This window comes from Rhizobium gallicum bv. gallicum R602sp, from assembly GCF_000816845.1.
Classification (GTDB): domain Bacteria; phylum Pseudomonadota; class Alphaproteobacteria; order Rhizobiales; family Rhizobiaceae; genus Rhizobium; species Rhizobium gallicum.
The window spans coordinates 3,778,036-3,800,355 of the sequence record NZ_CP006877.1; the positions used below are offsets into that span (position 1 = coordinate 3,778,036).

Below are 22,320 nucleotides of genomic sequence, written 5' to 3' on the forward strand. Positions count from 1 at the left end.
ATGGTTAACAACCCGTCTTATCCTCGATGAGGTCAGGCGTCGCCGGTAACCACGCCGACATAGGGCAGCTCACGGAAGGCATAGGCGACATCCATGCCGTAGCCGACGACGAAGTAATCCGGGCATTCGAAGCCGACATAGTCTGCCTCGAGCTTTTCTTTGCGCTTGACGCTCTTGTCGAGCAGCACGGCGATGCTGACGTTGCGCGCGCCGCGTTCGTAGAGAAGTTCCTTGGCGAAAAGCAGCGTGCGGCCTGATTCGAGGATGTCGTCGATCAGCAACACGTCGCGATCTTTCACGTCGCTGTCGATATCCTTGACGATGCGGACGCCCTGAGAAACCGTTCCCGTACCGTAGCTGGAAAGCGTGATGAATTCGACTTCAGGCGCAAGCCCGCTGTCGTGTAGCGCGCGGATGAGGTCTGCGGCAAAAATGAACGACCCCTTCAACACGGCAATGACGAGCAGGTCCTTTGTCGGACCCGCAGCAATATGCTTTGCCATTGCGTGATTGCGTTCGGCAATCTGCTCGGCAGTGAAAAGCGGTTCGATAATTTTTCCGCGCACGACAGGCATACGGCTAGCTCCATGAAACGAAGGGTAAGCCGTTAGCACATTAGAAGGGCAGAAACACCCTAAGGCATGAACGAAAGCCGGACTTCGGGCATTTTTCCGCCAGAGTGCTGCACGCGTGCCGAAAAACCACGGCTCTCGCCACCATAGATGACGTCTGCCGGCGGATTGATGACCATGCTCGCCACCAGCTGCTCGCCGCTCATCAGATCCGCGCGGATCGGCCGCACGGTCTGTGTGGTACCACTGCCGTTTTCGATGATGCCGTTGATAACCAGGATGCGCATACCATTTGCCTCGCGCGGCGCCACCGTGACATGCGTGAAGTGAAGCGGCGAGGTCAAGGCAGCAGTATCGCTCCCCGCCAGGCCGGAGAAACCGCCCGTCAGGCCGAAAACGAGAACGAAAAGCATGAAGACCAGGGCTATAAAGCTTTTGAGCGACGCCCGCTGCAGCCACTCTTCTGCGATCGCGAGAAACATAGTCGCCTTCGAGAAAGCTTCAGGCGTCGCAGGAAGCTTGGCAGCGGCAGCGGCGCGCTTACGATTGTCATTGAAACTTCTGGCGTTGAAGCCTTGGCTCCGGTTGCCGATAACGACGAACTCGGCATCGGCGACATCTGTCGGACGGCCAGGATAGCGGGGCTGACGCGCGGCGGGCTCCGGCGGCAAGAAATCGTAGGCGTTGCTCGCCGCGCGGCGCCTGAAGGTGGATGCTTCCATGTTGACGGTCTCTCCCATCTCCACATGGTTTCAGTGCACGGTTAAAATCCGGCATTGAAACGAATCCTGCCCAGTCGTAAATTTTAATGGTTAATGCTTCGCTAAGCTTGCCTTCAAACAGGCATCTTTCCGACGAAATTCACTGATTGTTAACGGTGTTGGTTAACAAGTCGATGGCGTTAAACCATGAAAGACTGGACTGCCCGTTGATCCATTTCGAGAATGTCGGTTTGCGCTACGGCATGGGCCCGGAGATTCTCCGGGACCTCACCTTCGATATTCCGAAAAAGTCCTTTCAGTTCCTGACCGGTCCCTCTGGCGCCGGCAAGACGACGCTTCTGCGCCTGCTTTTTATGTCGCTGCAGCCGACGCGCGGCCTGATCCGCATGTTCGGACGCAACATTTCCGACATCCCGCGGCCGGAGCTGCCGCTGCTTCGCCGCCGCGTGGGTATCGTCTTCCAGGATTTCCGCCTGCTCGATCATCTCACGACCTATGAGAATGTCGCACTGCCGCTTCGTGTACGTGGCAAGGACGAGAGCTCCTACAAGACAGACGTGCTCGAACTGCTGAAATGGGTGGGGCTCGGCGAGCGCATCAATGTGCTTCCGCCGGTGCTTTCCGGCGGCGAGAAACAGCGCGCGGCGATCGCCCGCGCGCTGATCGATAGACCCGAGGTTCTGCTTGCCGACGAGCCGACCGGCAACGTCGATCCGCCGATGGCACGCCGCCTGTTGAACCTCTTTCTCGAACTCAACCGCCTTGGTACAGCTGTCGTGATCGCAACTCACGATCTGACATTGATGGACCAGGTGGAAGCCCGCCGCATGATCCTTTCGGAAGGGCATCTTGACGTCTATGATTGAGCCCGCATCAAAGAACCGCGCGCAAAGCGCCGCCCAACCACAGCAGAAGCGGGCGGAGATGCGCGTGCGGCCAACGGCGCCGATCCTTCCGCCCTCGAATATCCAGGGCAACGCACTGACGGTGGTCATCGCAATCATGGCCTTCCTCGCCTGCCTGACGCTTGGCGGCGTCAGCATGGTGCGTTCGACAGCGGCCAGCTGGGAGAGCCAGATTTCCCGCGAGATCACCATCCAGATCAAGCCGGACGACGGTCTCGATATGGAAAAGGCGCTGACGCAGGCACGCGATATCGCCATGACCTTTGTCGGCACCAAAAGCGGCCAGATCGTCGATGAGGCGGCAACGGCCCGTCTGCTGGAGCCATGGCTCGGCAGCGGCCTTGACATCAAGGAGCTTCCCGTCCCCCGCCTCGTGATTATTACCATCGACGAGACGAACCCGCCCGATTTTGACGCGATGCGCTCACTGCTGAAGGAGAGCATCCCTCAGGCGTCGCTGGACGATCACCGCACATGGGTCGATCGCCTCGTTTCAATGGCACATACAACGGTCATGCTCGGCACCGGCGTGCTGCTGCTCGTCTTCATCGCCATGGTGCTGACGGTCGTCTTTGCGACACGTGGCGCACTTTCCGGCAACCGCCATATCGTCGAGGTCTTGCATTTCGTGGGAGCCGAAAGTTCCTTCGTCGCGACTGAATTCCAGAAGCATTTCCTGAAGATCAGTCTTAAGGGATCGGCAATCGGCAGCGCTTTGGCAGCTCTCTTTTTCTTAGCTGCAGGCTTCCTGCAGAGCCGTACGATTGCGACGCCGCAGACCGATCAAGCGACAGCTCTCTTCGGCACCTTCTCGGTCGGAGCCCTTGGCTACCTCGGCATTTTTGCGACGATGATCGTCATTGCATTGCTGACGACGCTCACAGCGCGGCTCACGGTGATGCGCACGATCTATGAAATCGATACGCTGCGCTCCGACCCGACGCGAAGCGATGGCATCGCGAATTGAAGGCTCAGTCGTTTTTGCCACGAAAGTGTCTGTTCCCTGCCGCAATCTGCATATATTCACGATTTATGACCATGGGCCATACTAGACGCACTCCGATTCGTCCCGACCCGGCGCTAGCCAGCTACGGTGTCGAAACCCTGCGTCGTGGTCCCCTACGCCGGATGTTGCGATGGGGCGGATTCGCCTTCGTCCTGGCGACCGCGCTGCTTTTCGTCGGCTTCCTGCGGTTCGCCGATTCCGTAACCACCTTGAAACCTCCGGCTGAACCGAAGGCCGATGCCATCGTCGTTTTGACAGGCGGCTATCAGCGCATCGATCAGGCCGTCGAACTGCTGGAGAAAGGCGCGGGCAAGCGGCTGCTCATATCGGGCGTTCATCCGTCGACAACGCCGGGGCAGATACGCAAAACCACATCGGCGCCTGCTGATCTTTTCGATTGCTGCGTCGACATCGGCTATGACGCAATCGACACGATCGGCAATGCGCAGGAAGCTGCAAACTGGATCCATGCGAAGGGCTACAAGAGCGTTCTGGTCGTCACCAACAACTACCACATGCCACGCAGTCTCGCCGAACTCGCCTACGTCGATGCCGATACGCAGTTCATCCCCTACCCGGTCGTCAATTCCGACCTGAAGACCAGGGCCTGGTTCACCGATCCAAATGCGCTTCGCGTCATGCTCGCCGAATATGCCAAGGTGCTTCTGGCAGGCGCGCGCAACATCACCGGCTTCGGGCGCCATCCCGGCCTTCGCTCGGCAAGCATCACCGGTCCGAGCTGATTTCCATCGAGCGCTTTTTATGAGAGCCATTATCGTGTAGGCAGGGCGAGCTCGCCGTTTGCGCGGATACTGGCTTTGGAAAATTTCATGATCGCCCTGCGTTCCGTTCTCTTCAATACGATCTTCTACGCCAACCTCATCATCCGGATGATCGTGCTTTCGCCCTATTATTTCGTCGTGCCCCGCAAGACCGCCTATGCGATCCCTAAGAACTGGGCACTTTCGAACCATTGGCTGATGGAAAAGATCGTCGGGACGACCTTTGAGATCGATGGCATAGAGAACCTGCCGGACGGCAGCTACATCCTCGCCCCAAAGCACCAGTCCTTCTGGGACACCTATGCACTGCTGCCCTGGTTGAAAGACCCGGTTTACATCCTCAAGCGCGAATTGATGTGGATCCCGCTTTTCGGCTGGTATGCGAAAAAACAGCGCATGATCCCGGTCGATCGCGGCGCGCGCGGCAAGGTCATGGTCGAGGTGCTGAAGCGCACCAGGGAAGAGCTTGCGACAGGCCGTCAGTTGATCATCTATCCGGAAGGCACGCGCCGGGCACCGGGCGCAGAACCGCTCTACAAATACGGCATTGCCCGCATGTATCGGGATCTCGGCATTCCGGTCGTGCCGGTGGCCATGCATCCCGGCCTTTTCTGGCCGCGCCGCAGCGCCGTGCGCCGTCCCGGCCATTTCAAGGTTCGCATCCTGCCTGCCATTCCGCCGGGTATGGATCCGGATGCGTTCTTCGAGCATCTAATCGATGTGACCGAGAAGGCGAGCGACGACCTTCTGGTCGATACGGTGGCGCGCAATCCGCGCTTGCCACTGCCGCCGACCGCCGTCGAGAGACTGGCGCAATTGCGGAAGGCAACGGCCGCTTCTGCCTAAACGGCCCGCAGCCGCTCGACCTCGCCGGCGACCCGTTCCAGCCAATGGTCGCGAATGCCCATCTCCTTAAGATGCGAGAGCGTATTGAAAACATAAGCGTCGTTCGAACCCGACCGACCCTTTGCCTCGTGCACCGTGCGCGCAGCTACAGAGGCATCGAGCGCGCCGGCATATTGGGCGTGGTCGCGATCAACGATGTAGGCAATTGCCTTGATGTTGCGTCGGCCGGGAAGCGATAGCGGCACATGCCGCTCGAGATAGACGTTGGTGACGAGCTCGCGGGCGCGCAGATAGTCCATCACCTCGTCGCGCCTTTCCAAGGCCACGCGAAATGCTATGCCGCGGCAGGAGCCGCCGCGATCGAGGCCTAGCACGAGACCCGGATTTTGCTGCGTGCCGCGGTGAACCCAGGAATGGACGCATAGTGATCGCCGGTAGCCGTAAACGAGAGCCTGAGAGCGCTCAAGAAACTCGAAGCCCGGATTCCACATCAGCGATCCGTAGCCAAATACCCAAAATTCGTCCATATCGCAGGCCAGACCGAAATTCCCATTTGCGATTCACCATTGGAGAACCATCATGGCAGCGTCAAGCCAATCCGGCAGCGGCAGAAAATTCTGGTTGCTCGGCTTGGGCATCGTTCTGGTTGTCGCGATCTATACCGGCGGCTGGTTTTACGCAGCCGCCCACCTCAAGGAGACCGTGCTCAAGGTTATTGCGCCGCGCAGCACGGCGGGCGTCAGCGGCGAATGCGCCGATATCGACTTTCGCGGCTATCCGTTCCGAATTGGCCTCTATTGCTCGAAAGTGGGTGTGGATGACAACACGAACGGCGTCTCCGCTTCCTTTGGCGAACTTCGCTCCGCAGCCCAAGTTTACGCGCCGGGCCATATCGTCTGGGAACTCGATTCGCCGGCTGAAATCCGCACGGCAAACGGCCTTTCGATCTCGGCGCAGTGGGCAAACCTGCAATCCAGCCTGGTGACGCGGCTGAGGGGCATCGACCGCACCTCCATGATCATCGACGGCCTCAAGGCGACCGCTGTTTCCTCCTATACCGGGCAAACGGTCAATGTCGATGCAGGACACACGGAAGTCCACCTCCGCCAGAATGCAGGCGATCTCGACGGTGCCTTCTCACTCGAAGATGCAAATGCCGTCATCAAGGACTGGCCGCAGGTCTTCCCTAAATTCTCGGCGAGCGCCGATATCACCCTTGCAGGCAGAGGCGGAATGATCGACGGAAGCGATCCGCAAGGGCTTTATGGGGCAAGCGGAGAGCTGCGCAAGGCCGTGGCCGATATCGGCGACGGCAAGGTGATGACGTTGACGGGCCCCTTCTCCTTCGATGAGCAAGGCTTTTTGTCCGGAAAGTTCAAGCTGGAGATCGAGCAACTCGGCCCCTGGCGCGACAGCCTGAAACAGGCCCTTCCGGAAATCGCCAAGACCGTCGATACCGCCGCCAAGCTTCTAAAGGCGCTCGCGGTCGGCGGCGACAGGGTTTCGGTCGACCTCGTCGTCCAGCACGGCAATGCCACCGTAAGCGGCTTCATCCCGCTCGGCACAATCCCGCCGATCTGAGGCTCAGTTCGTCTTCGTATCCTGCGCATGTGGGCGGCCAAAGTCTGGCGTGTCCACATCCTGTCCTGCCTGGACGATCGAGCGGCGAATTGCGCGGGTGCGGCTGAAGAGCTCGAAAAGCTTGTCGCCCTCGCCCCAGCGGATCGCGCGCTGCAGATAGGCAAGATCTTCCGAAAAGCGCGCCAGCATTTCAAGGATCGCATCCTTGTTGTGCAGGCAGACGTCGCGCCACATCGTCGGATCGGAGGCCGCAAGGCGCGTAAAGTCGCGAAAGCCGGAGGCGGAGTATTTGATGACTTCCGATTCCGTCACGGTTTCCAGATCGTCGGCCGTGCCGACAATATTATAGGCAATGATGTGCGGCAGGTGCGAGACGATGGCGAGCACCTTGTCGTGGTGGTCGGCGTCCATCTCATCGACCTTGGAGCCAAGGCTTTCCCAGAATTTGCGAAGCTTCTTGAGCGCCCCCTCGTCGGTGCCCGCAATCGGCGTGAAGATGCACCAGCGGCCTTCGAAAAGGCCCGGGAAGCCGGCGTCAGGACCGGATTTTTCCGTACCGGCCAGCGGATGGCCGGGGATGAAGTGCACATGCGGTGGCATATGCGGCTGCATCTGCGCGATGACCGACGCCTTGGTGGATCCGACGTCGGTGACGATCGCCCCCGGCTTCACGCTTTCTGCGATTTCCTTGGCAACACTTTCCGAGGCGCCGACCGGCACGGACACGATGACGAGATCGGCATTCTCGGCGGCCTCGGCCGACGACGTCGTATAACGGCTGCCGAGCTGCAATTCCCCGGCACGCTTCAGCGTTTCGGCACTGCGCGTTGCCACGACGACTTCGTTGGCGAGCCCCAGCCGCTTGATGTCGTGAGCGATCGAGGAGCCGATCAACCCGATGCCGATCAGCGCGATGCGATCAAACTGCGCTGTCATGCCGGGCGTCCCATGAATTCGCCGAGCGCTTCGATGACGCCGCGATTGGCTTCTTCGGGGCCAATACTCATGCGGAGTGAATTGGGGAAGCCGTAGCTGCGAACCGCCCGCAGGATATAGCCACGGCTCGTCAGAAAATCGTCGGCATCGGCAGCGCGCTTGCCGTCGACGTCCGGAAAATGGATGAGGACGAAGTTGGTCACCGACGGCGTAACCTTGAGACCGATCGTTTCGAGCGCTCCGGTAACCTTCTCGATCCACATCTGGTTGAAGGAGGTCGCCTCTTGAACGAAGGCTTGATCGCGGATCGCCGCGGCACCGGCCGCGATCGCCGGCGTATTCATGTTGAACGGGCCGCGCACGCGGTTCAGCGCATCGATGATCTCGGCAGGCGCATATATCCAGCCGACGCGGAGCGCGGCAAGCCCATAGACCTTCGAGAAGGTGCGGGTCATGACGACGTTCGCGTTCGAGGAGACGACCTCGATGCCGGATTCATAGTCGTTGCGCCGGACATATTCGGCATACGCCGCATCGAGCACCAGGACGACATGCTTCGGCAGACCGGCCTGCAGGCGGCGGACTTCGCTGACCGGGATATAGGTACCGGTTGGATTGCCAGGATTGGCGATGAAGACGATCTTCGTCTTGTCTGTCACGGCGGCAAGGATCGCGTCGACATCGACGGTATGATCCGTCTCCTTCACCACGACAGGCGTCGCGCCCGCGCCCATGATCTGAATCTTGTAAACGAGGAAGCCGTGCTCGGTGATGATGCCTTCGTCACCGGGGCTGAGATAAACGTGGCAGAGCAAGCCGAGCAGTTCGTCCGAGCCGTTGCCACACATGATGTTAGCCGGGTTAAGGCCATGAACCGCTGCGATCGCCTCGCGCAATTCGATCGCCTGCCCGTCCGGATAGCGCTCGAGATGGCCGGCGGCCTCACGGAAGGCTTCTATGGCCTTCGGGCTCGCGCCAAGCGGCGTTTCGTTGGAGGAGAGCTTGTAGACGCGGGCGACGCCCGGTGCATGTTCCTTGCCCGGCACATAGGCTGCAATATCGAGGATACCGGGACGCGGAACAGGCTTGCTCATCTCAACGCTCATGGGATCGACCTTGAAAAACGCCGGAAATTCCGGCCGGAAATTGCCCTGTGGCAATAAAGCGGAAAGCGGCCTTTGTCGAGTGAGACTTAACGGCTGCGTGTCGTCGGAACACCATGCGGCGCAAGAACCGGCACGAAGACGCGGCGCGAAGCCCGTGCGGCTACCGGCAGGCCCTGATAGAGCCGCTTCTGTGCCTCGACGATGATGACGCCTGAAAAGGCCGGCCAGAGTGTGCGGCCAATGCGTTCGAAGGCGCGGCGAAGGCTGAGAACCGTGCGAAGCTTCGATGGCGGGAAGAACAGCGCCTCGGCGGTCGCGCCGGGCGTGAAATTCGTCTCGCGCAGCAGATGCGTGAGTTGACCCCGCGAATAGGGGCGCCCGGAGCCGAAAGGCGTATGTTCCATGCGCGCCCAGACGCCGCGCCGGTTCGGCACCACGATGACGAGGCGTCCGCCGGGCGCAAGCACGCGCCAGAGCTCCTTCAAGGTCTCCCGCGGGCTTTCGGCGAATTCCAGCGAATGCACCATCAGCACACGATCAATGGACGAATCGGGAAGCGGCAGTTCTTCGTCGAAGATGAGTGCGGTCGACGACAACGACCCCACCGGCCAGTTCACGGCGCCCTGCCCGGCTGGCATGAAGGCGAAGGTGCGCTCGGTATCGGCACTGAACCGGTCGAGGAAGGGAACGGCATAGCCGATGCCCACGAGCCGCTCCTGCGGCAGGCGCACCCAAAGCGACGACAGCGCCATGGCAATCGAGTGCTCGGCAAGGCGGCCGAGCTCGGAGTGATAGAACTGGCGCAGATCGACAATATCCGTGTGCATCGCAATAAATGTTATCAGCGGGCGATTGGACTTCAAGGCCGGAGCCTCTACATTCCGGACATGTTCGTGGGAAAGAGGCCGCTTGGACAATGAAACCTTTGGAATTAGAAGTTTTTCTCTGCCGATCCGACAATTTCGGCGTTCTCGTGCATGATCCGGAGTCCGGACTGACGGCATCGATCGACGCGCCGGAAGAGGCGGCCGTGGCAGCGGCTGCTAAACGGCGCGGCTGGAAGATTTCGCACATCTTCACCACGCATCACCACACCGACCACGTCGAAGGCAATCTGGCATTGAAGGAGCAATTCGGCTGCGAGATCATCGGTCCGGTCAACGAGGCCGTGGCAATTCCCGGCCTGGACAAATCGATGGCCGATGGCGACAGCTTTTTCTTCGGCGACCATGTCGTCAACGTCATCGAAACACCGGGCCATACCGTCGGCCATATCTGTTACCATTTCGCTGACGACAAGCTGCTTTTTGCCGCCGATACGGTCTTTGCACTGGGCTGCGGCCGCCTCTTGGAGCGCCCGGCAGCAGATATGTGGCATTCGCTACAGAAGCTGGCCGTGCTGCCAGACGAGACGGCAATCTATTTCGGCCATGAATATACGCTTTCGAACGCTCGTTTCGCTTTGACGATCGATCCGGACAACGAGCGGCTGAAGACGCGTGTTGCCGAGATCGAGGCTTTGCGCGCCGAAGGCAGGTTCACGATCCCGACGACGCTGGGCCTGGAAAAGGAAACCAACCCTTTTCTTCGCGCCGCCGATCCCGCCATCCGCCGCAATCTCTTGATGGAAAGCAAGACGGACGAGGAAGTCTTTGCGGAGATCCGCAGGCGCAAGGACAAGTTCTGATGTCTCCCGACGATATTATCGAGGCGCTTTCGATGCAGCCGCATCCGGAAGGCGGCTGGTACGTGCAGACGTTTCGCGATGGCAATGGCAAGGATCGCGGGCACTCGACAGCAATCTACTATCTGCTGAAAGCCGGGCAACGTTCGCACTGGCATCGCGTTCACGATGCGGCGGAGGTCTGGCACTATTACGCTGGTGCGCCCTTGGCACTCCACAGGTCAGCAGACGGCGCGGAAAGCGAAACCTTGATGCTCGGGATCGACCTGGTAAATGGCGAGCGTCCGCAAGCGATCATTCCGGCAAACTGGTGGCAATCGGCAGAAACGCTTGGCGAATACACGCTCGTTGGCTGTACGGTGGCACCGGGCTTCGAGTTTTCGAAATTGGAAATGGCACCGATGGATTGGCAGCCGGGCGGGTAAGATCTATTCAGCCGCCGCCGCAACCTGTTTTGCGACGCTTTTGCGGCGGAACATTTCCTGAGCCGCAAGCACTGCACCGCCGGTGACCAGCAGGCAGGCAAGCGCAATGCGCCAGCTTGGCTCGGCAAAGCCGAATATCGTCAGGATGAGCGTCGAAAACAACGGCGCTGCATAACTTGCCGCACCGAGGATCTGGATATCGCCGTTCTTGACGCCGTAATCCCAGGCATAGAACGCAGCGCCGACGGGGAAGAGACCGAGACCGGCAACGGCGATCCATTCGAAAGCCGTTGCCGGCCACAGGGTCGTTTCCAACCCGAGATGGCAGAAGAACGACAGAGTGGATGTCGCAAGGCAGAAGCCGGTAACGACATCGGTCGAGACCGCATCGAAGCGCCGCGTCAGCAGCGAATAGCCGGACCAGGTGAAGGCGCAAAGGAAGGCAGCGCCGTAGCCGATCGCATAGGCACCGTCGAAATCGATGCCGTTGCGGCCGACGATCAGGAAAGTGCCGCAGAGCCCGGCGAGCGCGCCTGCCACATGATACCAGCGCAACCGCTCGCCCGGCAGCAGCGCCGAGCCGACGACAATCAGCAGCGGCCAGAGATAGGCAATCAAGCCGGCCTCCACCGCCGGCGCGTTCCGAAGCGCGGTGAAATAGAGGAAGTGATAGCCGAAGAGGCCGGCAATGCCGATGATCCAGACCTTCGCCGGCTGCCTCAGCAGCGCCATGCGAGACGGGTTGAGGATTAACACGGCAATGCCCGGGATGCTACCGATCGCAAAGCAGATCGCCGAAAGCTGGAACGGCGGCATCTCGCCGGATGCAGCGGTGAAGAGCGCGAGAAACGACCACATCAAAATGGCCGTGAACCCGATCAATGTCGCCCGAAGCTTCACCTGTCCCCCTTGACGCAGACCAGCTCCGTCAGTTTGCACGGTATTTCACCGCGGTAATCGTCACCATTCCGTACTGCGTCGGAATGCGAACATAGACCGGAGCATATACGTTGGCCGCATCCGCCTTTGCAAACCAGATTTCCATGTTGCCGCTTCGGCTCAGATAATCGATATCCTTGCGGCCTTTCCTGTAGCCGGACCTGGGCACGAAGCGCACGCCGCAAACCGTTGCCTTGCCGGAAAACCCATCCGTTCTAAAATCCTGGGATCCCTTTGGCGAAAGCACAAGGTCCATGCGCATCTCGCCGTCATAGATCGGCAGGCGCTGCGAGCAGAGCTTCGTATCCGCCGGGAAGATCAACCCGGAGATCGGATCAAGCACGGAGCGCATATCGCCCGGCTTGACATCGACCCAGTTGCGTGGCTGGCGCCGTTCCGGCTTCACAGTCGTGGAGACGATATCGCCGTTTCTGTAGCGGACTTCGTAGGTACGCACGCGTTTGCCGCTCTTGTAATAGAGGTAGTAGCGCTGCGCTTGCAGTCGGTCGTTGCGCAGGACACCGGTGACGTTGGTTTTCGCAGCAATTTTCGTCACAAGATCGGCAAGGCCCGCCGAACTGATATTGCCTGAAACCTGGTAGCGCTGATCATCGTCGATCTGGGTAACGAAGGCGGCGCGCGCAATCGGCAGGATTCCGAGAGCAACTCTATATTCCGTACGATGACGGATCTCGCTTGCGCCAGCCGGGATGGACATCAGCGCTGCAATTGACGATAGGAAAATCCGCCTGCCCAGATGAGCCATGAAGAGAGCCTTTTTCAAGGGCAGACAATGCCCTGCACAAGCGGTCTATACTCCTGCCGCGCATAGAAGCAAACACGAGCTTTTTGACAGAATTGCGGGAAAGGCCAAGGTTTGGCTTGACGCGGGCGGCCGGTCTGACTATAGAACCGCAACTTTCCAATTATGGCCTGTTGGATTGCAGACCCGCGTTTGCCGGGGCATGGTAATACGATGGCCTAGAAAAACAAGAATAGGTGTTCAATGTCCCGCGTGTGCGAATTGACCGGCAAGGCCGTCCTGACTGGTAACAATGTCAGCCATGCCAACAACAAGACCAAGCGCCGGTTCCTGCCGAACCTGTGCCAGGTTACGCTGATCTCCGACGCTCTCGGCCAGCGCTACCGTCTGCGTGTTTCAGCAGCTGCGCTGCGCTCCGTCGAGCATCGCGGTGGCCTCGACGCCTTCCTCATCAAGGCAAGCGAAAACGAACTGTCGATGCGTGCCCGTCTGCTGCGCCGTCAGATTGTCAAGAAGACCGCCGAAGCCGCATAAGCTTCGACACCTTCTTCCATACGGCTTCAAAGGCTTGCACGGCTAATACCGGACAAGCCTTTTGCTTTGCCGGCCCGATACCCCAACTGGTGGCATCACCCAGGATAAAAAAATGCTGAAGACCCGCTATACCCTCCTCTACATCGCTCTGATGACGCTTGTCGTCGTGGCTTCCAACTTCCTCGTCCAGTTTCCCGTGAACGCGGAAGTCGCCGGCATCAAGCTAGCCGATATCTTGACCTGGGGTGCGTTCAGCTATCCGGTCGCTTTCCTGATCACCGATCTCACGAATCGCCAGTTCGGTCCTCAGGTAGCGCGCAAGGTCGTGTTCGCCGGCTTTGTCGTCGGCATCGGGCTTTCCTTCTTCACATCGGTGCCGCGCATCGCGATCGCCTCCGGTTCGGCTTACCTCGCCGGCCAGCTGCTCGATATCGCCGTCTTCAATCGCCTTCGCCGCCAGACCTGGTGGCGTGCGCCGCTCGTCGGCTCGCTGGTGGGCTCGGCGCTCGACACGGCGATCTTCTTCTCCTTCGCCTTTGCCGCCTTCTTCGTCTTCCTCGGCCCGAACGATCCGTTTGCGCTGGAGCAGGCCCCGGTCCTCGGTGCAATGGCCGCTCAGGCGCCGCGCTGGATTTCATGGGCGATCAGCGATTTCTCGGTGAAGATGCTCATGGGTCTCGTCATGCTGCTGCCCTACGGTGCACTCATGAACGTGCTGCGGCCGATGCAGCCGGCCCGCGCAAGCTGATCGCCAGTAGCCGGCCTTCGAAAAGGCCCTTTACTCAGTGAGACGAAATTCCAGCATGAGGTTCCGCTCCAAAATGGAGTGGTTGTCGTCGGAAACGATGATCACATGCGTGCTGCCATCCGGCGCCTGAAAACTGTCCAGGCCTTCCATGTTGTCGATCTGGTAACCGAAATCGGCCGTCAACAAAATGTCGCCATCGGCGACGGCGTCCGGCCGGATCTCTGCCGCAGCGATGCGCCGGATCCGCATAGCGATGCCGTTGGCGATGTTGAAACGACGTTCCAGAAGCAAAAGATCGCCGCCCGGCAGAAACGCACCATCGGTCGGATCGAAATCACCGTTGCGCGTCACCGCGAAGCTGCCCTTGAGCGGCCCGGATAGGATTGCGCCGTAGATATTCCCCTTCCGATCCCGGCTCTCTTCCGAAATGATGACGGCAGCGCCCTTCAAGGCGCTCTCGGGCGGAGCCACCGCTAGCGTCTCGAAGCCGCGGCCGCTTCGCAACGACCGTATAGGCACGAGAATGGGGATCGAGCCAACTGACGACGAGGTCTCGAACCCAGGGTCGGGGTAGGCTTCGACCCGGTGGTCTTGTTCGAAGGAAACCAGAACCTTGTCGCCCTTGAGGGCAAGACCCTCGGCATCCATGCGTCCCTTCCCCTCGAAAGTGGTCCCACTGGCGTTTTTCATAGGCGTGATTTCAACGCCGGACAAACCGGAAAGCCGTCCCTGCTGGTCGCGCTCGATACTGCCGGTCAGCCAGTGGCCGGTATCAAGCACACCAACGAAATGCTTCCGGTCCGGCACGAAACGGATCGCCGACCAAGATCCAAAAAGCCGGTTGCCGGACACCATTTCCAGCCCGCCAAGGAATTCCAGCGGCCCGAATCTCGTCTCGCTGGAACCAATCTTGAAGGTCGAGATGAAGCGGCTGCTGATATCCACGCTCTCGCGCGCAACCGCGATGGAAGCATCCCCAGCGAGACAAAGAACAAGCAAAGCCGCGCGGGACAGACGGATCATTATGCGCCGGTTCCTTTCGGCATCAGCTTGCGCGTCGCAAACGGCCGCCACGCGGCTGTGCTGCCTGATCTTCGAAGAGCGAGGCCAGCTGCTCGGTCATCGCGCCCGCAAGCTCGTCCGCGTCGACGATGGTCACGGCGCGGCGATAATAGCGCGTCACGTCGTGGCCGATGCCGATCGCAAGCAATTCGACCGGCGAACGGGTCTCGATCTGCTCGATCACGGCGCGCAGATGACGTTCGAGGTAATTGCCGGGATTGACCGAAAGCGTGGAATCGTCGACCGGCGCACCGTCGGAGATCATCATCAGGATGCGGCGCTGTTCGCGGCGAGCCAGAAGACGATTATGCGCCCAGATCAGCGCCTCGCCGTCGATATTTTCCTTCAGCAGCCCTTCGCGCATCATCAGGCCGAGATTGGTGCGCGCACGGCGCCACGGCGCATCTGCCGACTTGTAGATGATGTGACGCAGGTCATTGAGGCGGCCGGGCGTCTGCGGCTTGCCGCCGGCAAGCCAGCTCTCACGCGCCTGCCCGCCCTTCCAGGCCTTGGTCGTGAAGCCAAGGATCTCGACCTTGACGCCGCAACGCTCCAACGTGCGGGCCAGAATATCGGCGCAGGTGGCAGCAACGGTGATCGGGCGCCCGCGCATGGAGCCAGAATTGTCGATCAGAAGCGTCACGACCGTGTCGCGGAACTGCGTGTCCCGCTCCATCTTGAAGGAAAGCGGCTGCATCGGATCGATGATGATGCGCTGCAGGCGGGCGGTATCGAGATAGCCCTCTTCCAGATCGAAGTCCCAGGAGCGGTTCTGTTGCGCCATCAGGCGACGCTGCAATCGATTTGCGAGCCGCCCGACAGCGCCCTGCAGGTGCGCGAGCTGCTTGTCGAGGAAGGCGCGCAGGCGCTCCAGCTCGGCAGCGTCGCAAAGCTCCTCGGCGGTGATGATCTCGTCGAACTCTTCGGTAAAGACGTGATAGTCGACCTTCTCGTTGAAGTCGGCAAAGGGCGTGTTTGGACGACGGGTTTCGCCCGGTGTTTCAGACTCGTCCTCGCCCTCTTCCATCATGTCGTCGTCGGAGATCTCGGCGCCTTCGGTCTCGCCGTCCTCCGTCTGCTCGTCGGCAACTTCGCTATCTTCGACCGGCGCGGCATCGGTGCCCGCGTCATCATCGACCTCGTCCTGATTTGACTCATCGCCGCTCGGCTGGTCTTCCTGATCCTGCTCGTTGTCCTCATCGTTTTCGCTGTCGTCGTCGCCGTATTCTTCCGCCATTTCCATAGCGGAGAGCATGTGGCGGATCACCTTCGAGAAAGCCTGCTGATCGTTGATGACGCTTGTAAGGTCATCGAGTTCGGAACCCGCCTTCTCCTCTATGAAGGGTCGCCATAGATCGAGAACCTTTCCGGCGGAGGCGGGCGGCTTCTGGCCGGTCAGCTTCTCACGCACCATCATGGCGACGGCCTCGCCGATCGGCGCATCCTCCTGCCGCTCGATGCCGGTGAAATTCGCCTTGGAGTACTTCTCCTCGGTCATCGAACGCAGGTTCGCAGCCACGCCCTCCATGCGCAGCGTGCCGATCGATTCGACGCGCGCCTGCTCGACGGCGTCGAAGATCGCACGCGCGTCCGAGCCCTGCGGCGCCATCGTCGCGTGCACTTTTTCATCGTGGCAGGCAAGCCGAAGCGCCATGGAGTCGCCTAGACCGCGCGTCACCGCCAGCTCATGCGCCGTTGGCCGCTTGGAAAGCTCGGGTAGCCGAATACGCTCAGCCGTCATGCCGGGGCGCTCGTTGGCAAAAGTCACCTCGACCTCGCCGTCGCCTGCAATCGCGCGCACGCAGCCGGTTATCGCGCGCCGCAAGGGCTCGACGTCGACCGGGGCGTTTGGTCTTGCTTTCGAATTGTCACCACGTGATGCCATGATCGACGGGCCTTAAGCCTCCAGCACGATGTTGGCTGCGCTCTCCTTGAGCTCGACACCAAAGGCGCGCTGATAGTGCTCGGCGACCAGCGGACGCTCCAGTTCGTCGCACTTGTTGAGGAAGGTGACGCGGAAGGCGAAGGCGAGGTCGCCGAAGATATCGGCGTTTTCGGCCCAGGTGATGACCGTACGCGGGCTCATGACAGTCGACAGATCGCCGTTCATGAAGGAAGCGCGTGTCAGATCGGCGACGCGGACCATCTTGGAAACGGTATCGCGGCCGTTCTTGTCCTTCTGGAAGCTTTTCACCTTGGCGGTGACGATGTTCACTTCATGGTCGTGCGGCAGGTAGTTCAACGTGGTGACGATCGACCAGCGGTCCATCTGCGCCTGGTTGATCTGCTGCGTGCCATGATAGAGGCCGGTGGTATCGCCGAGGCCGATGGTGTTTGCCGTCGCAAAGAGGCGGAAGGCCGGGTGCGGACGAATGACTCGGCTCTGATCGAGCAGCGTCAGGCGGCCTGAAGATTCCAGCACGCGCTGGATGACGAACATGACGTCCGGACGGCCGGCGTCATATTCATCGAAGACGAGCGCGACATTGTGCTGATAGGCCCAGGGCAGGATGCCGTCCTTGAATTCCGTGACTTGAAGGCCGTCCTTGACGACGATCGCGTCCTTGCCGACGAGATCGATACGGCTGACGTGGCTGTCGAGGTTGATGCGCACGCAGGGCCAATTGAGGCGGGCAGCGACCTGCTCGATGTGAGAGGATTTACCGGTGCCGTGGTAGCCGGAGATCATGACGCGGCGGTTGTGGGCAAAACCTGCAAGAATGGCGAGTGTCGTCTCGCGGTCGAAGAGATAGTCGTTATCCAGGTCCGGAACGTAGGCATCGCCCTTGCTGTAAGCCGGAACGCGGATATCGGAATCGATCCCAAAGACTTCCCTGACCGAAACGGTGGTGTCTGGAAGCTCGGAAATATCAAGGTCAATCTTGCTCATCATGTCTCCAAGGCGGGTGCTTCCACCCTGCCATACTATCTCAGGCCATTTCGCAACCATGACGCCGCAGCTTTGTTCTGCGCCCGTTCAAGGTGGAACGTCCACGATACCTCTCCGGGACTGAAGCGAAACCTCGGCGGGATAATGACCGCTTGCGAGCATTCTGGAACAAAGTCCCGGACAAGAAACGCCGCGTCCGGAAGGTTGGCAAAGGCGGCGTTGGCAAAACGCACAGATCCATGCCGCGGTTGCCTGCGGCCTCAGCCGATTTGGACCATACCCGATTGAAGGCGGAGAGCAAGGACAGGAATTAACAAAAACCGTTCTGCTTCAACAATTGATAGGCTTGGATGACGGCGCGGAAGCGCTCTTCGGAACCGCGGTCGCCGCCGTTGGCATCGGGATGATGCTTCTTGACCAGTTCCTTGTAGCGGGTCTTGATCTCGGCAGAGGTGGCACCTGCCTGCAGCCCCATCGTATCGAAGGCTTTGGCCTCCAGGCTCTTCAACTTGCGTTGCTCGGGGAAACGCGGACCGCTGCCCTTGGCGCCGCTGACGAAACCGAAGGGATCGCGCACACGGCTATAGGCGCCGGAGCGGATGTCCGAATGCAGCGGGCTGTCCTTCGCCGCCTTGTTGACGCCGACGGTCCAGGTCGGACGATGTCCGGTGACCGCCTCCTTCTGGTAGCGGGCGATTTCGCCATCCGAGAGGCCGGAGAAATAATTGTAGCCCTTGTTGTATTCCTTGACGTGCTCGAAGCAGAAAAGAAAGAACTGCCCTTCGGCATTGCGTCCGACAGGAGCGCGATGCACGCCTTTTTTATCACAGCCGTCCCACTGGCAGGTCGGAGGAGCCTGCTCGGTTTCCTGCTCGCGTTTGCGGCGGGTGCGGATGCGATCGAAATATTTGGAATCGAGTCTCATGACGGCGCTAATTATGGGCCTGCCGCGAAGCGACGACAAGAATTGACAAACACGAATGTTGCTGGCTTGGTGGGAACCCCCTTTTTGCGAAGCAACTGGACGAAATCGTGACCCTTGAGACCCGCATCGAAGAAAAACTGACCGAAGCTTTTGCGCCCGAGCGCCTGAGCGTCATCAACGAAAGCCGCCTTCATGCCGGCCATCAGCCGGGTTTCACCGGCACCGGTGAAACGCACATGCGCGTGCGCATCGTCTCAGCCAAGTTTGCAGGAATGACGAGGCTCGCCCGCCACCGCGCCGTCACCGAACTGCTGAAGCCGGAACTTGACGCAGGGCTGCATGCGCTCGCCGTAGAGCTCGCCGCACCCGGCGAAGCAACCAGCTGGTAGGAACACGTCCCTCATATAAGCGTTTGCTCTCCTTTCACCAAGGAGGAAACAGGCATGATGAAGCCGACGATTGCCCGCATCTGGCGCGGGCGTACGCCAAGAGAAAAAGCTGACGAATACGAAGCCTATAACTACGAAGCGGGCATCAAGCCGCTGATCGAGAAAGCACTTGGCGTCCAGACTTTTCGCGAAGACCGCGACACGGAAAGCGAATTCGTGACGATCTCTTATTGGGAAAATATCGAGGCGATGAGCACCTTTGCCGGCACCGATCCCACGAAGATCCATCACCTCGAACGCGACAGCGAATTTTTGATCGAACTGCCGAAGGAAGTGCAAATCCTGCGCCTGCTCACCAGCCACGGAGCGACCGGATAAGATTCAGAGCGGTTTGGTCTCGTTCTCCGCAGCAGGACGGATGCGTAGCCTGGTGATGCGGTTCTTCTCGCGCTTCATGACGATGAAGCGCTTGCCGTAAAAAGTGAAGGCCTGCCGCTCCTCCGGGATCGTCATCGATTCATGGATGACGAGGCCGGCGATCGTCGTCGCCTCTTCGTCGGGCAACTGCCAATCGAGCGCGCGGTTGAGGTCCCGGATCGGCACACTGCCATCGACAACGATCGAGCCGTCGGATTCCTGGCGCACGCCCTGCATATCGATGTCGTGTTCATCGGAAATATCGCCGACGATCTCTTCCAGGATGTCCTCGAGCGTCACGATGCCCTGCACCTCACCATACTCATCGACGACGAGGGCGAAGTGCTGCTTGCGGCGCAGGAACGCATTGAGCTGATCTTCGAGATTCGTGCTGTCCGGCACGAACCAGGGTTTCTGGGCAATCTTGACGATATCGAGATTCTCCGGCCCCACGTTCGGCTCGGCCAGCGCGCGCAGCAAGTCTTTTGCGTGGACGACGCCGATGATGTTGTCGATCGTGCCGCGCCACAGCGGCATGCGGGTATACGGGCTCTCGAGGATCGTGCGAACCAATACCTCAGGCGCGTCGTCTGCATTGATCGCGCGCATCGCCGTGCGGTGGACCATGATATCGGAGAGTTCGAGCTGGCTAAGGTCGAGTATACCGCCAAGACGATCCCGGTCAGCCTTCACCACCGCCCCCTCGCGATGCAACAGATCGACGGTACCGCGCAATTCCTCGTGCGCCGTCAGCATCGGGATTTCACGCGAGAGGGTGACGCCGAAGATCCCCAGGATCCGGCGGACGACGGCATTGACGAGAGATGAGATCGGGCCGACGACAGCGACAAAGAGCTTGATTGGCAATGCCGCGCTCAATGCAAAACGGTCAGGTGACGAGATCGCCCAGCTCTTCGGCAGAACTTCCGCGAAAATGACGAGGATCACGGTCATCGCAAGCGTTGCAAGCGCCACGCCCGAGCTGCCGAAGAGACCGAGAAACAAGCTGGTCGCCAGAGACGAAGACAGGATGTTTGCAAGGTTGTTGCCGATCAGCAGCGCTCCGATCAGCCGGTCGCGCCGCTCGATCAGCTGGCGCACAAGACCGGCGCGCATTTCGCCGTTGGCTTCCAGCGTATGCATGCGGCTGCGAGAGACTGCCGTCAGTGCAGTCTCCGAACCAACGAAGAAGGCTGATATTAGCACGAGGGCCACGATGGATACGATTTCCGGCCAGTAAACCGCAAGAAATGCCAGCGTGCCGTCGAGTGTCATTGCGGCTGCTTTTGCTTGAGGAAGCCCAACACTTCGGAAGCCGGCACGTCATCGGCGATGAACGACCGGCCAATGCCGTGCGTCAGGATGAAGGTGAACTTGCCGTTTTTCACTTTCTTGTCCTGCGCCATCGCCTCGAGCAGCGTTTCAGCCGGCGGAAGAGCGCCCGGAATATCGGACAAACGCGTCGGCAGGCCGACCTCTTTTAGATGTTTCTCAACCCGCTTCGCGTCATCAGGGCTTGCAAGGTTCATGCGCGCGGAAAATTCATGCGCGAGGACCATGCCGATCGAAACGCCTTCACCGTGCACCAGGCGCGCACTCTCATAGGCTGTGGCCGCCTCCAAAGCATGCCCAAAAGTATGGCCGAGATTGAGAAGCGCCCGTGGGCCGTTCTCGCGCTCGTCAGCGACCACGACATCGGATTTCGCCTGACAGCTTGTGGCAATCGCCTCGATACGCGCAGAGCCGCCGGCAAAGACGGCGCTCCAGTTTGTTTCTAGCCAAGCGAAAAAATCCGGCTTGTCGATAAGACCGTATTTCGCGACTTCTGCATAGCCGGCACGGAATTCGCGCCCGCTGAGAGAGTTAAGAACATCCGTGTCGGCAAGGACCAGATCCGGCTGATGGAAGACGCCGATAAGGTTCTTGCCGTGTCGGCTGTTGATGCCCGTCTTGCCGCCGACGGAAGAATCGACCTGCGAAAGCAGCGACGTCGGGACCTGCACGAAGCGCACGCCGCGACGCACGATGCCGGCGGCAAAGCCGGCAAGATCGCCAATAACGCCGCCGCCAAGCGCAACGACGTAATCATTCCGCTCGACGCGCGCCTCCAGGATCTTGTCGCAGACGGTCATGAGATGCTCGAAGCTCTTCGTCTTCTCGCCGGCGGGCAGCACAAGCTGCGCGGACACGATACCTGCGCCTTCGAGGCTTTTAACGAGAGCTTCGAGATAGAGTGGCGCCACATGCTCATCCGTGATGATCGCAGCTTTGCGACCCTTCAGCCGGGACGCTATTTCCGCTCCAGCACGCGCAATCAGACCCGGCCCGATCAATATATCGTAGGCGCGCTCACCGAGCGGTACGTGAACCTTTCGTTCGGCAGAGGAGGTGATCGCATTCATGATAGGGTACTTTCGGTTTGGGCTTCGATCACGGCTTTCAGCACTTCGTCAGCCATGACTTCCTTACGCACATCGCGCGACAACACGGTGATGTCGGCTTCGGCATAGATCGGGTATCGCGCGTTCATCAGGTTTTCGAGCGTCTGCCTTGGATTCTCGGTTTTCAGGAGCGGGCGCGTGTCTCGCTTGCTGACCCGCTCCCACAGCACGTCGAGATCGGCCTTCAGCCAGACGGAAAGACCGCTCTTCTTGATGTGCTTGCGCGTCCGATCGTTGATGAAAGCGCCACCGCCGGTAGATACCACGCGCGGCCCGTTTTTCAGCAACCGCTTCATCACGCGTGTTTCAAGCGCACGGAACTCATCTTCGCCATAAGCTGCGAAAAGCTCCGAGATGGTCATCCGGGAAACGCGCTCGATCTCTCCGTCGCTGTCGATGAAAGGAATACCCAGCTGATGGGCGACGATACGGCCGACGGAGGATTTGCCGGCCCCCATAAGGCCGACGAGGATCAGGTTGCGGGACCCGAGCGTGGCGCGAGCTCTGTCTTTCAGGCTGTCTCCCACTTTCACAACTGGGTCACTCATCGGTCCATTCACACTTTGTTTGCAAACGGTATCGACAAATGCGGGTGTAGCGTCAAGTCGCGGACCAGGGAAACATGGTTCAAAAGCCGCTTCTTGCAC

Annotated in this window: 26 protein-coding genes; 11 read left to right on the forward strand and 15 right to left on the reverse strand. The window is 59.9% G+C overall.

What is annotated here, in order from left to right:
- Positions 1-32: 32 nt before the first annotated feature.
- Together hpt and RGR602_RS18480 are read right to left on the reverse strand one after the other, a co-directional pair.
- Positions 33-575 carry a hypoxanthine phosphoribosyltransferase gene (gene hpt / locus RGR602_RS18475; RefSeq protein WP_022718085.1) on the reverse strand — a complete coding sequence of 181 codons (543 nt, stop codon included), beginning with the start codon at positions 573-575 and terminating at the stop codon, positions 33-35.
- Positions 576-634: 59 nt separating this feature from the next.
- Positions 635-1,294: a membrane protein gene (locus RGR602_RS18480; protein ID WP_039847018.1), complete on the reverse strand. Its 660-nt coding sequence runs from the start codon at positions 1,292-1,294 to the stop codon at positions 635-637.
- 206 nt (positions 1,295-1,500) lie between these two features.
- On the opposite strand from RGR602_RS18480, the gene ftsE reads away from it, so the two are divergent.
- The 4 genes from ftsE to RGR602_RS18500 all read left to right on the forward strand — a co-directional run bounded on the left by ftsE (position 1,501) and on the right by RGR602_RS18500 (position 4,833).
- Positions 1,501-2,160, forward strand: a complete 660-nt coding sequence (gene ftsE / locus RGR602_RS18485; RefSeq protein ID WP_039846286.1) for a cell division ATP-binding protein FtsE — start codon at positions 1,501-1,503, stop codon at positions 2,158-2,160.
- Positions 2,153-3,166: a cell division protein FtsX gene (locus tag RGR602_RS18490; RefSeq protein ID WP_039846287.1), complete on the forward strand. Its 1,014-nt coding sequence runs from the start codon at positions 2,153-2,155 to the stop codon at positions 3,164-3,166. The genes ftsE and RGR602_RS18490 overlap by 8 nt, the downstream gene beginning before the upstream one ends.
- A 65-nt stretch (positions 3,167-3,231) precedes the next feature.
- Positions 3,232-3,948, forward strand: coding sequence for a YdcF family protein (locus tag RGR602_RS18495; protein WP_039846288.1), 717 nt, complete (start codon positions 3,232-3,234; stop codon positions 3,946-3,948).
- An 87-nt stretch (positions 3,949-4,035) separates the two neighbouring features.
- Complete coding sequence (locus RGR602_RS18500) at positions 4,036-4,833, forward strand: lysophospholipid acyltransferase family protein (protein ID WP_039846289.1); 798 nt, start codon at positions 4,036-4,038, stop codon at positions 4,831-4,833.
- On the opposite strand, the gene RGR602_RS18505 is transcribed toward RGR602_RS18500, so the two are convergent.
- Positions 4,830-5,360 (reverse strand): gamma-glutamylcyclotransferase, encoded by a 531-nt coding sequence (locus tag RGR602_RS18505; RefSeq protein WP_039846290.1) that lies wholly within the window; start codon positions 5,358-5,360, stop codon positions 4,830-4,832. The genes RGR602_RS18500 and RGR602_RS18505 overlap by 4 nt on opposite strands.
- Before the next feature lie 52 nt (positions 5,361-5,412).
- On the opposite strand from RGR602_RS18505, the gene RGR602_RS18510 reads away from it, so the two are divergent.
- A complete protein-coding gene (locus RGR602_RS18510) occupies positions 5,413-6,414 on the forward strand; it encodes a DUF2125 domain-containing protein (protein ID WP_039846291.1) in 1,002 nt (333 codons plus the stop codon).
- 3 nt (positions 6,415-6,417) lie between these two features.
- On the opposite strand, the gene RGR602_RS18515 is transcribed toward RGR602_RS18510, so the two are convergent.
- From RGR602_RS18515 to RGR602_RS18525, 3 genes are all read right to left on the reverse strand, one after another.
- Complete coding sequence (locus RGR602_RS18515; protein WP_039846292.1) at positions 6,418-7,350, reverse strand: prephenate/arogenate dehydrogenase family protein; 933 nt, start codon at positions 7,348-7,350, stop codon at positions 6,418-6,420.
- Positions 7,347-8,456, reverse strand: coding sequence for a histidinol-phosphate transaminase (hisC, locus tag RGR602_RS18520; protein ID WP_039847019.1), 1,110 nt, complete (start codon positions 8,454-8,456; stop codon positions 7,347-7,349). Before hisC ends, RGR602_RS18515 begins: the two co-directional genes overlap by 4 nt.
- Positions 8,457-8,542: 86 nt before the next feature.
- Complete coding sequence (locus RGR602_RS18525; RefSeq protein WP_039847020.1) at positions 8,543-9,319, reverse strand: class I SAM-dependent methyltransferase; 777 nt, start codon at positions 9,317-9,319, stop codon at positions 8,543-8,545.
- Positions 9,320-9,372: 53 nt separating this feature from the next.
- Here RGR602_RS18525 and gloB point away from each other — a divergent pair, with 53 nt between their 5' ends.
- Both gloB and RGR602_RS18535 read left to right on the forward strand, forming a co-directional pair.
- Entirely contained in the window at positions 9,373-10,143 is a 771-nt protein-coding gene (gene gloB, locus RGR602_RS18530) for a hydroxyacylglutathione hydrolase (RefSeq protein WP_039846293.1), read from the forward strand.
- Positions 10,143-10,565 (forward strand): cupin domain-containing protein, encoded by a 423-nt coding sequence (locus tag RGR602_RS18535; protein WP_039846294.1) that lies wholly within the window; start codon positions 10,143-10,145, stop codon positions 10,563-10,565. The genes gloB and RGR602_RS18535 overlap by 1 nt, the downstream gene beginning before the upstream one ends.
- A 3-nt stretch (positions 10,566-10,568) precedes the next feature.
- On the opposite strand, the gene yddG is transcribed toward RGR602_RS18535, so the two are convergent.
- Together yddG and RGR602_RS18545 are read right to left on the reverse strand one after the other, a co-directional pair.
- Positions 10,569-11,465, reverse strand: coding sequence for an aromatic amino acid exporter YddG (gene yddG, locus RGR602_RS18540; protein WP_039846295.1), 897 nt, complete (start codon positions 11,463-11,465; stop codon positions 10,569-10,571).
- A 28-nt stretch (positions 11,466-11,493) separates the two neighbouring features.
- Positions 11,494-12,270, reverse strand: a complete 777-nt coding sequence (locus tag RGR602_RS18545) for a DUF3108 domain-containing protein (RefSeq protein ID WP_039846296.1) — start codon at positions 12,268-12,270, stop codon at positions 11,494-11,496.
- Between the two features lie 240 nt (positions 12,271-12,510).
- On the opposite strand from RGR602_RS18545, the gene rpmB reads away from it, so the two are divergent.
- Positions 12,511-12,801, forward strand: a complete 291-nt coding sequence (rpmB, locus tag RGR602_RS18550; RefSeq protein WP_022718069.1) for a 50S ribosomal protein L28 — start codon at positions 12,511-12,513, stop codon at positions 12,799-12,801.
- 112 nt (positions 12,802-12,913) lie between these two features.
- Positions 12,914-13,549: a queuosine precursor transporter gene (locus tag RGR602_RS18555; protein ID WP_039846297.1), complete on the forward strand. Its 636-nt coding sequence runs from the start codon at positions 12,914-12,916 to the stop codon at positions 13,547-13,549.
- Positions 13,550-13,579: 30 nt separating this feature from the next.
- On the opposite strand, the gene RGR602_RS18560 is transcribed toward RGR602_RS18555, so the two are convergent.
- The 4 genes from RGR602_RS18560 to RGR602_RS18575 form a co-directional block, all read right to left on the reverse strand.
- Positions 13,580-14,572, reverse strand: a complete 993-nt coding sequence (locus RGR602_RS18560) for an esterase-like activity of phytase family protein (protein WP_039847021.1) — start codon at positions 14,570-14,572, stop codon at positions 13,580-13,582.
- A gap of 22 nt (positions 14,573-14,594) precedes the next feature.
- Positions 14,595-16,496 (reverse strand): cobaltochelatase subunit CobT, encoded by a 1,902-nt coding sequence (gene cobT, locus RGR602_RS18565; RefSeq protein ID WP_039846298.1) that lies wholly within the window; start codon positions 16,494-16,496, stop codon positions 14,595-14,597.
- Between the two features lie 12 nt (positions 16,497-16,508).
- Positions 16,509-17,501, reverse strand: a complete 993-nt coding sequence (gene cobS, locus RGR602_RS18570) for a cobaltochelatase subunit CobS (protein ID WP_022718065.1) — start codon at positions 17,499-17,501, stop codon at positions 16,509-16,511.
- 310 nt (positions 17,502-17,811) lie between these two features.
- Positions 17,812-18,426 carry a J domain-containing protein gene (locus tag RGR602_RS18575; RefSeq protein ID WP_039846299.1) on the reverse strand — a complete coding sequence of 205 codons (615 nt, stop codon included), beginning with the start codon at positions 18,424-18,426 and terminating at the stop codon, positions 17,812-17,814.
- 104 nt (positions 18,427-18,530) lie between these two features.
- Here RGR602_RS18575 and RGR602_RS18580 point away from each other — a divergent pair, with 104 nt between their 5' ends.
- The gene (locus RGR602_RS18580; protein WP_028740097.1) at positions 18,531-18,815 is read left to right on the forward strand and encodes a BolA family protein; all 285 of its coding nucleotides are present in this window, start codon (positions 18,531-18,533) and stop codon (positions 18,813-18,815) included.
- A 54-nt stretch (positions 18,816-18,869) separates the two neighbouring features.
- Positions 18,870-19,193, forward strand: a complete 324-nt coding sequence (locus RGR602_RS18585; protein ID WP_039846300.1) for an antibiotic biosynthesis monooxygenase family protein — start codon at positions 18,870-18,872, stop codon at positions 19,191-19,193.
- A gap of 3 nt (positions 19,194-19,196) precedes the next feature.
- Here the strand turns inward: RGR602_RS18585 and RGR602_RS18590 are convergent, their stop codons facing one another.
- Genes RGR602_RS18590 through RGR602_RS18600 form a run of 3 tightly spaced genes read right to left on the reverse strand, consistent with a single transcriptional unit; the run spans position 19,197 to position 22,221 of the window.
- Positions 19,197-20,507 carry an HlyC/CorC family transporter gene (locus tag RGR602_RS18590; protein ID WP_039846301.1) on the reverse strand — a complete coding sequence of 437 codons (1,311 nt, stop codon included), beginning with the start codon at positions 20,505-20,507 and terminating at the stop codon, positions 19,197-19,199.
- Positions 20,504-21,634: a 3-dehydroquinate synthase gene (aroB, locus tag RGR602_RS18595; protein ID WP_039846302.1), complete on the reverse strand. Its 1,131-nt coding sequence runs from the start codon at positions 21,632-21,634 to the stop codon at positions 20,504-20,506. The genes RGR602_RS18590 and aroB overlap by 4 nt, the downstream gene beginning before the upstream one ends.
- On the reverse strand, positions 21,631-22,221 hold the full coding sequence (locus tag RGR602_RS18600) for a shikimate kinase (RefSeq protein WP_039846303.1): 591 nt from the start codon (positions 22,219-22,221) through the stop codon (positions 21,631-21,633). The genes aroB and RGR602_RS18600 overlap by 4 nt, the downstream gene beginning before the upstream one ends.
- Positions 22,222-22,320 lie beyond the last annotated feature (99 nt).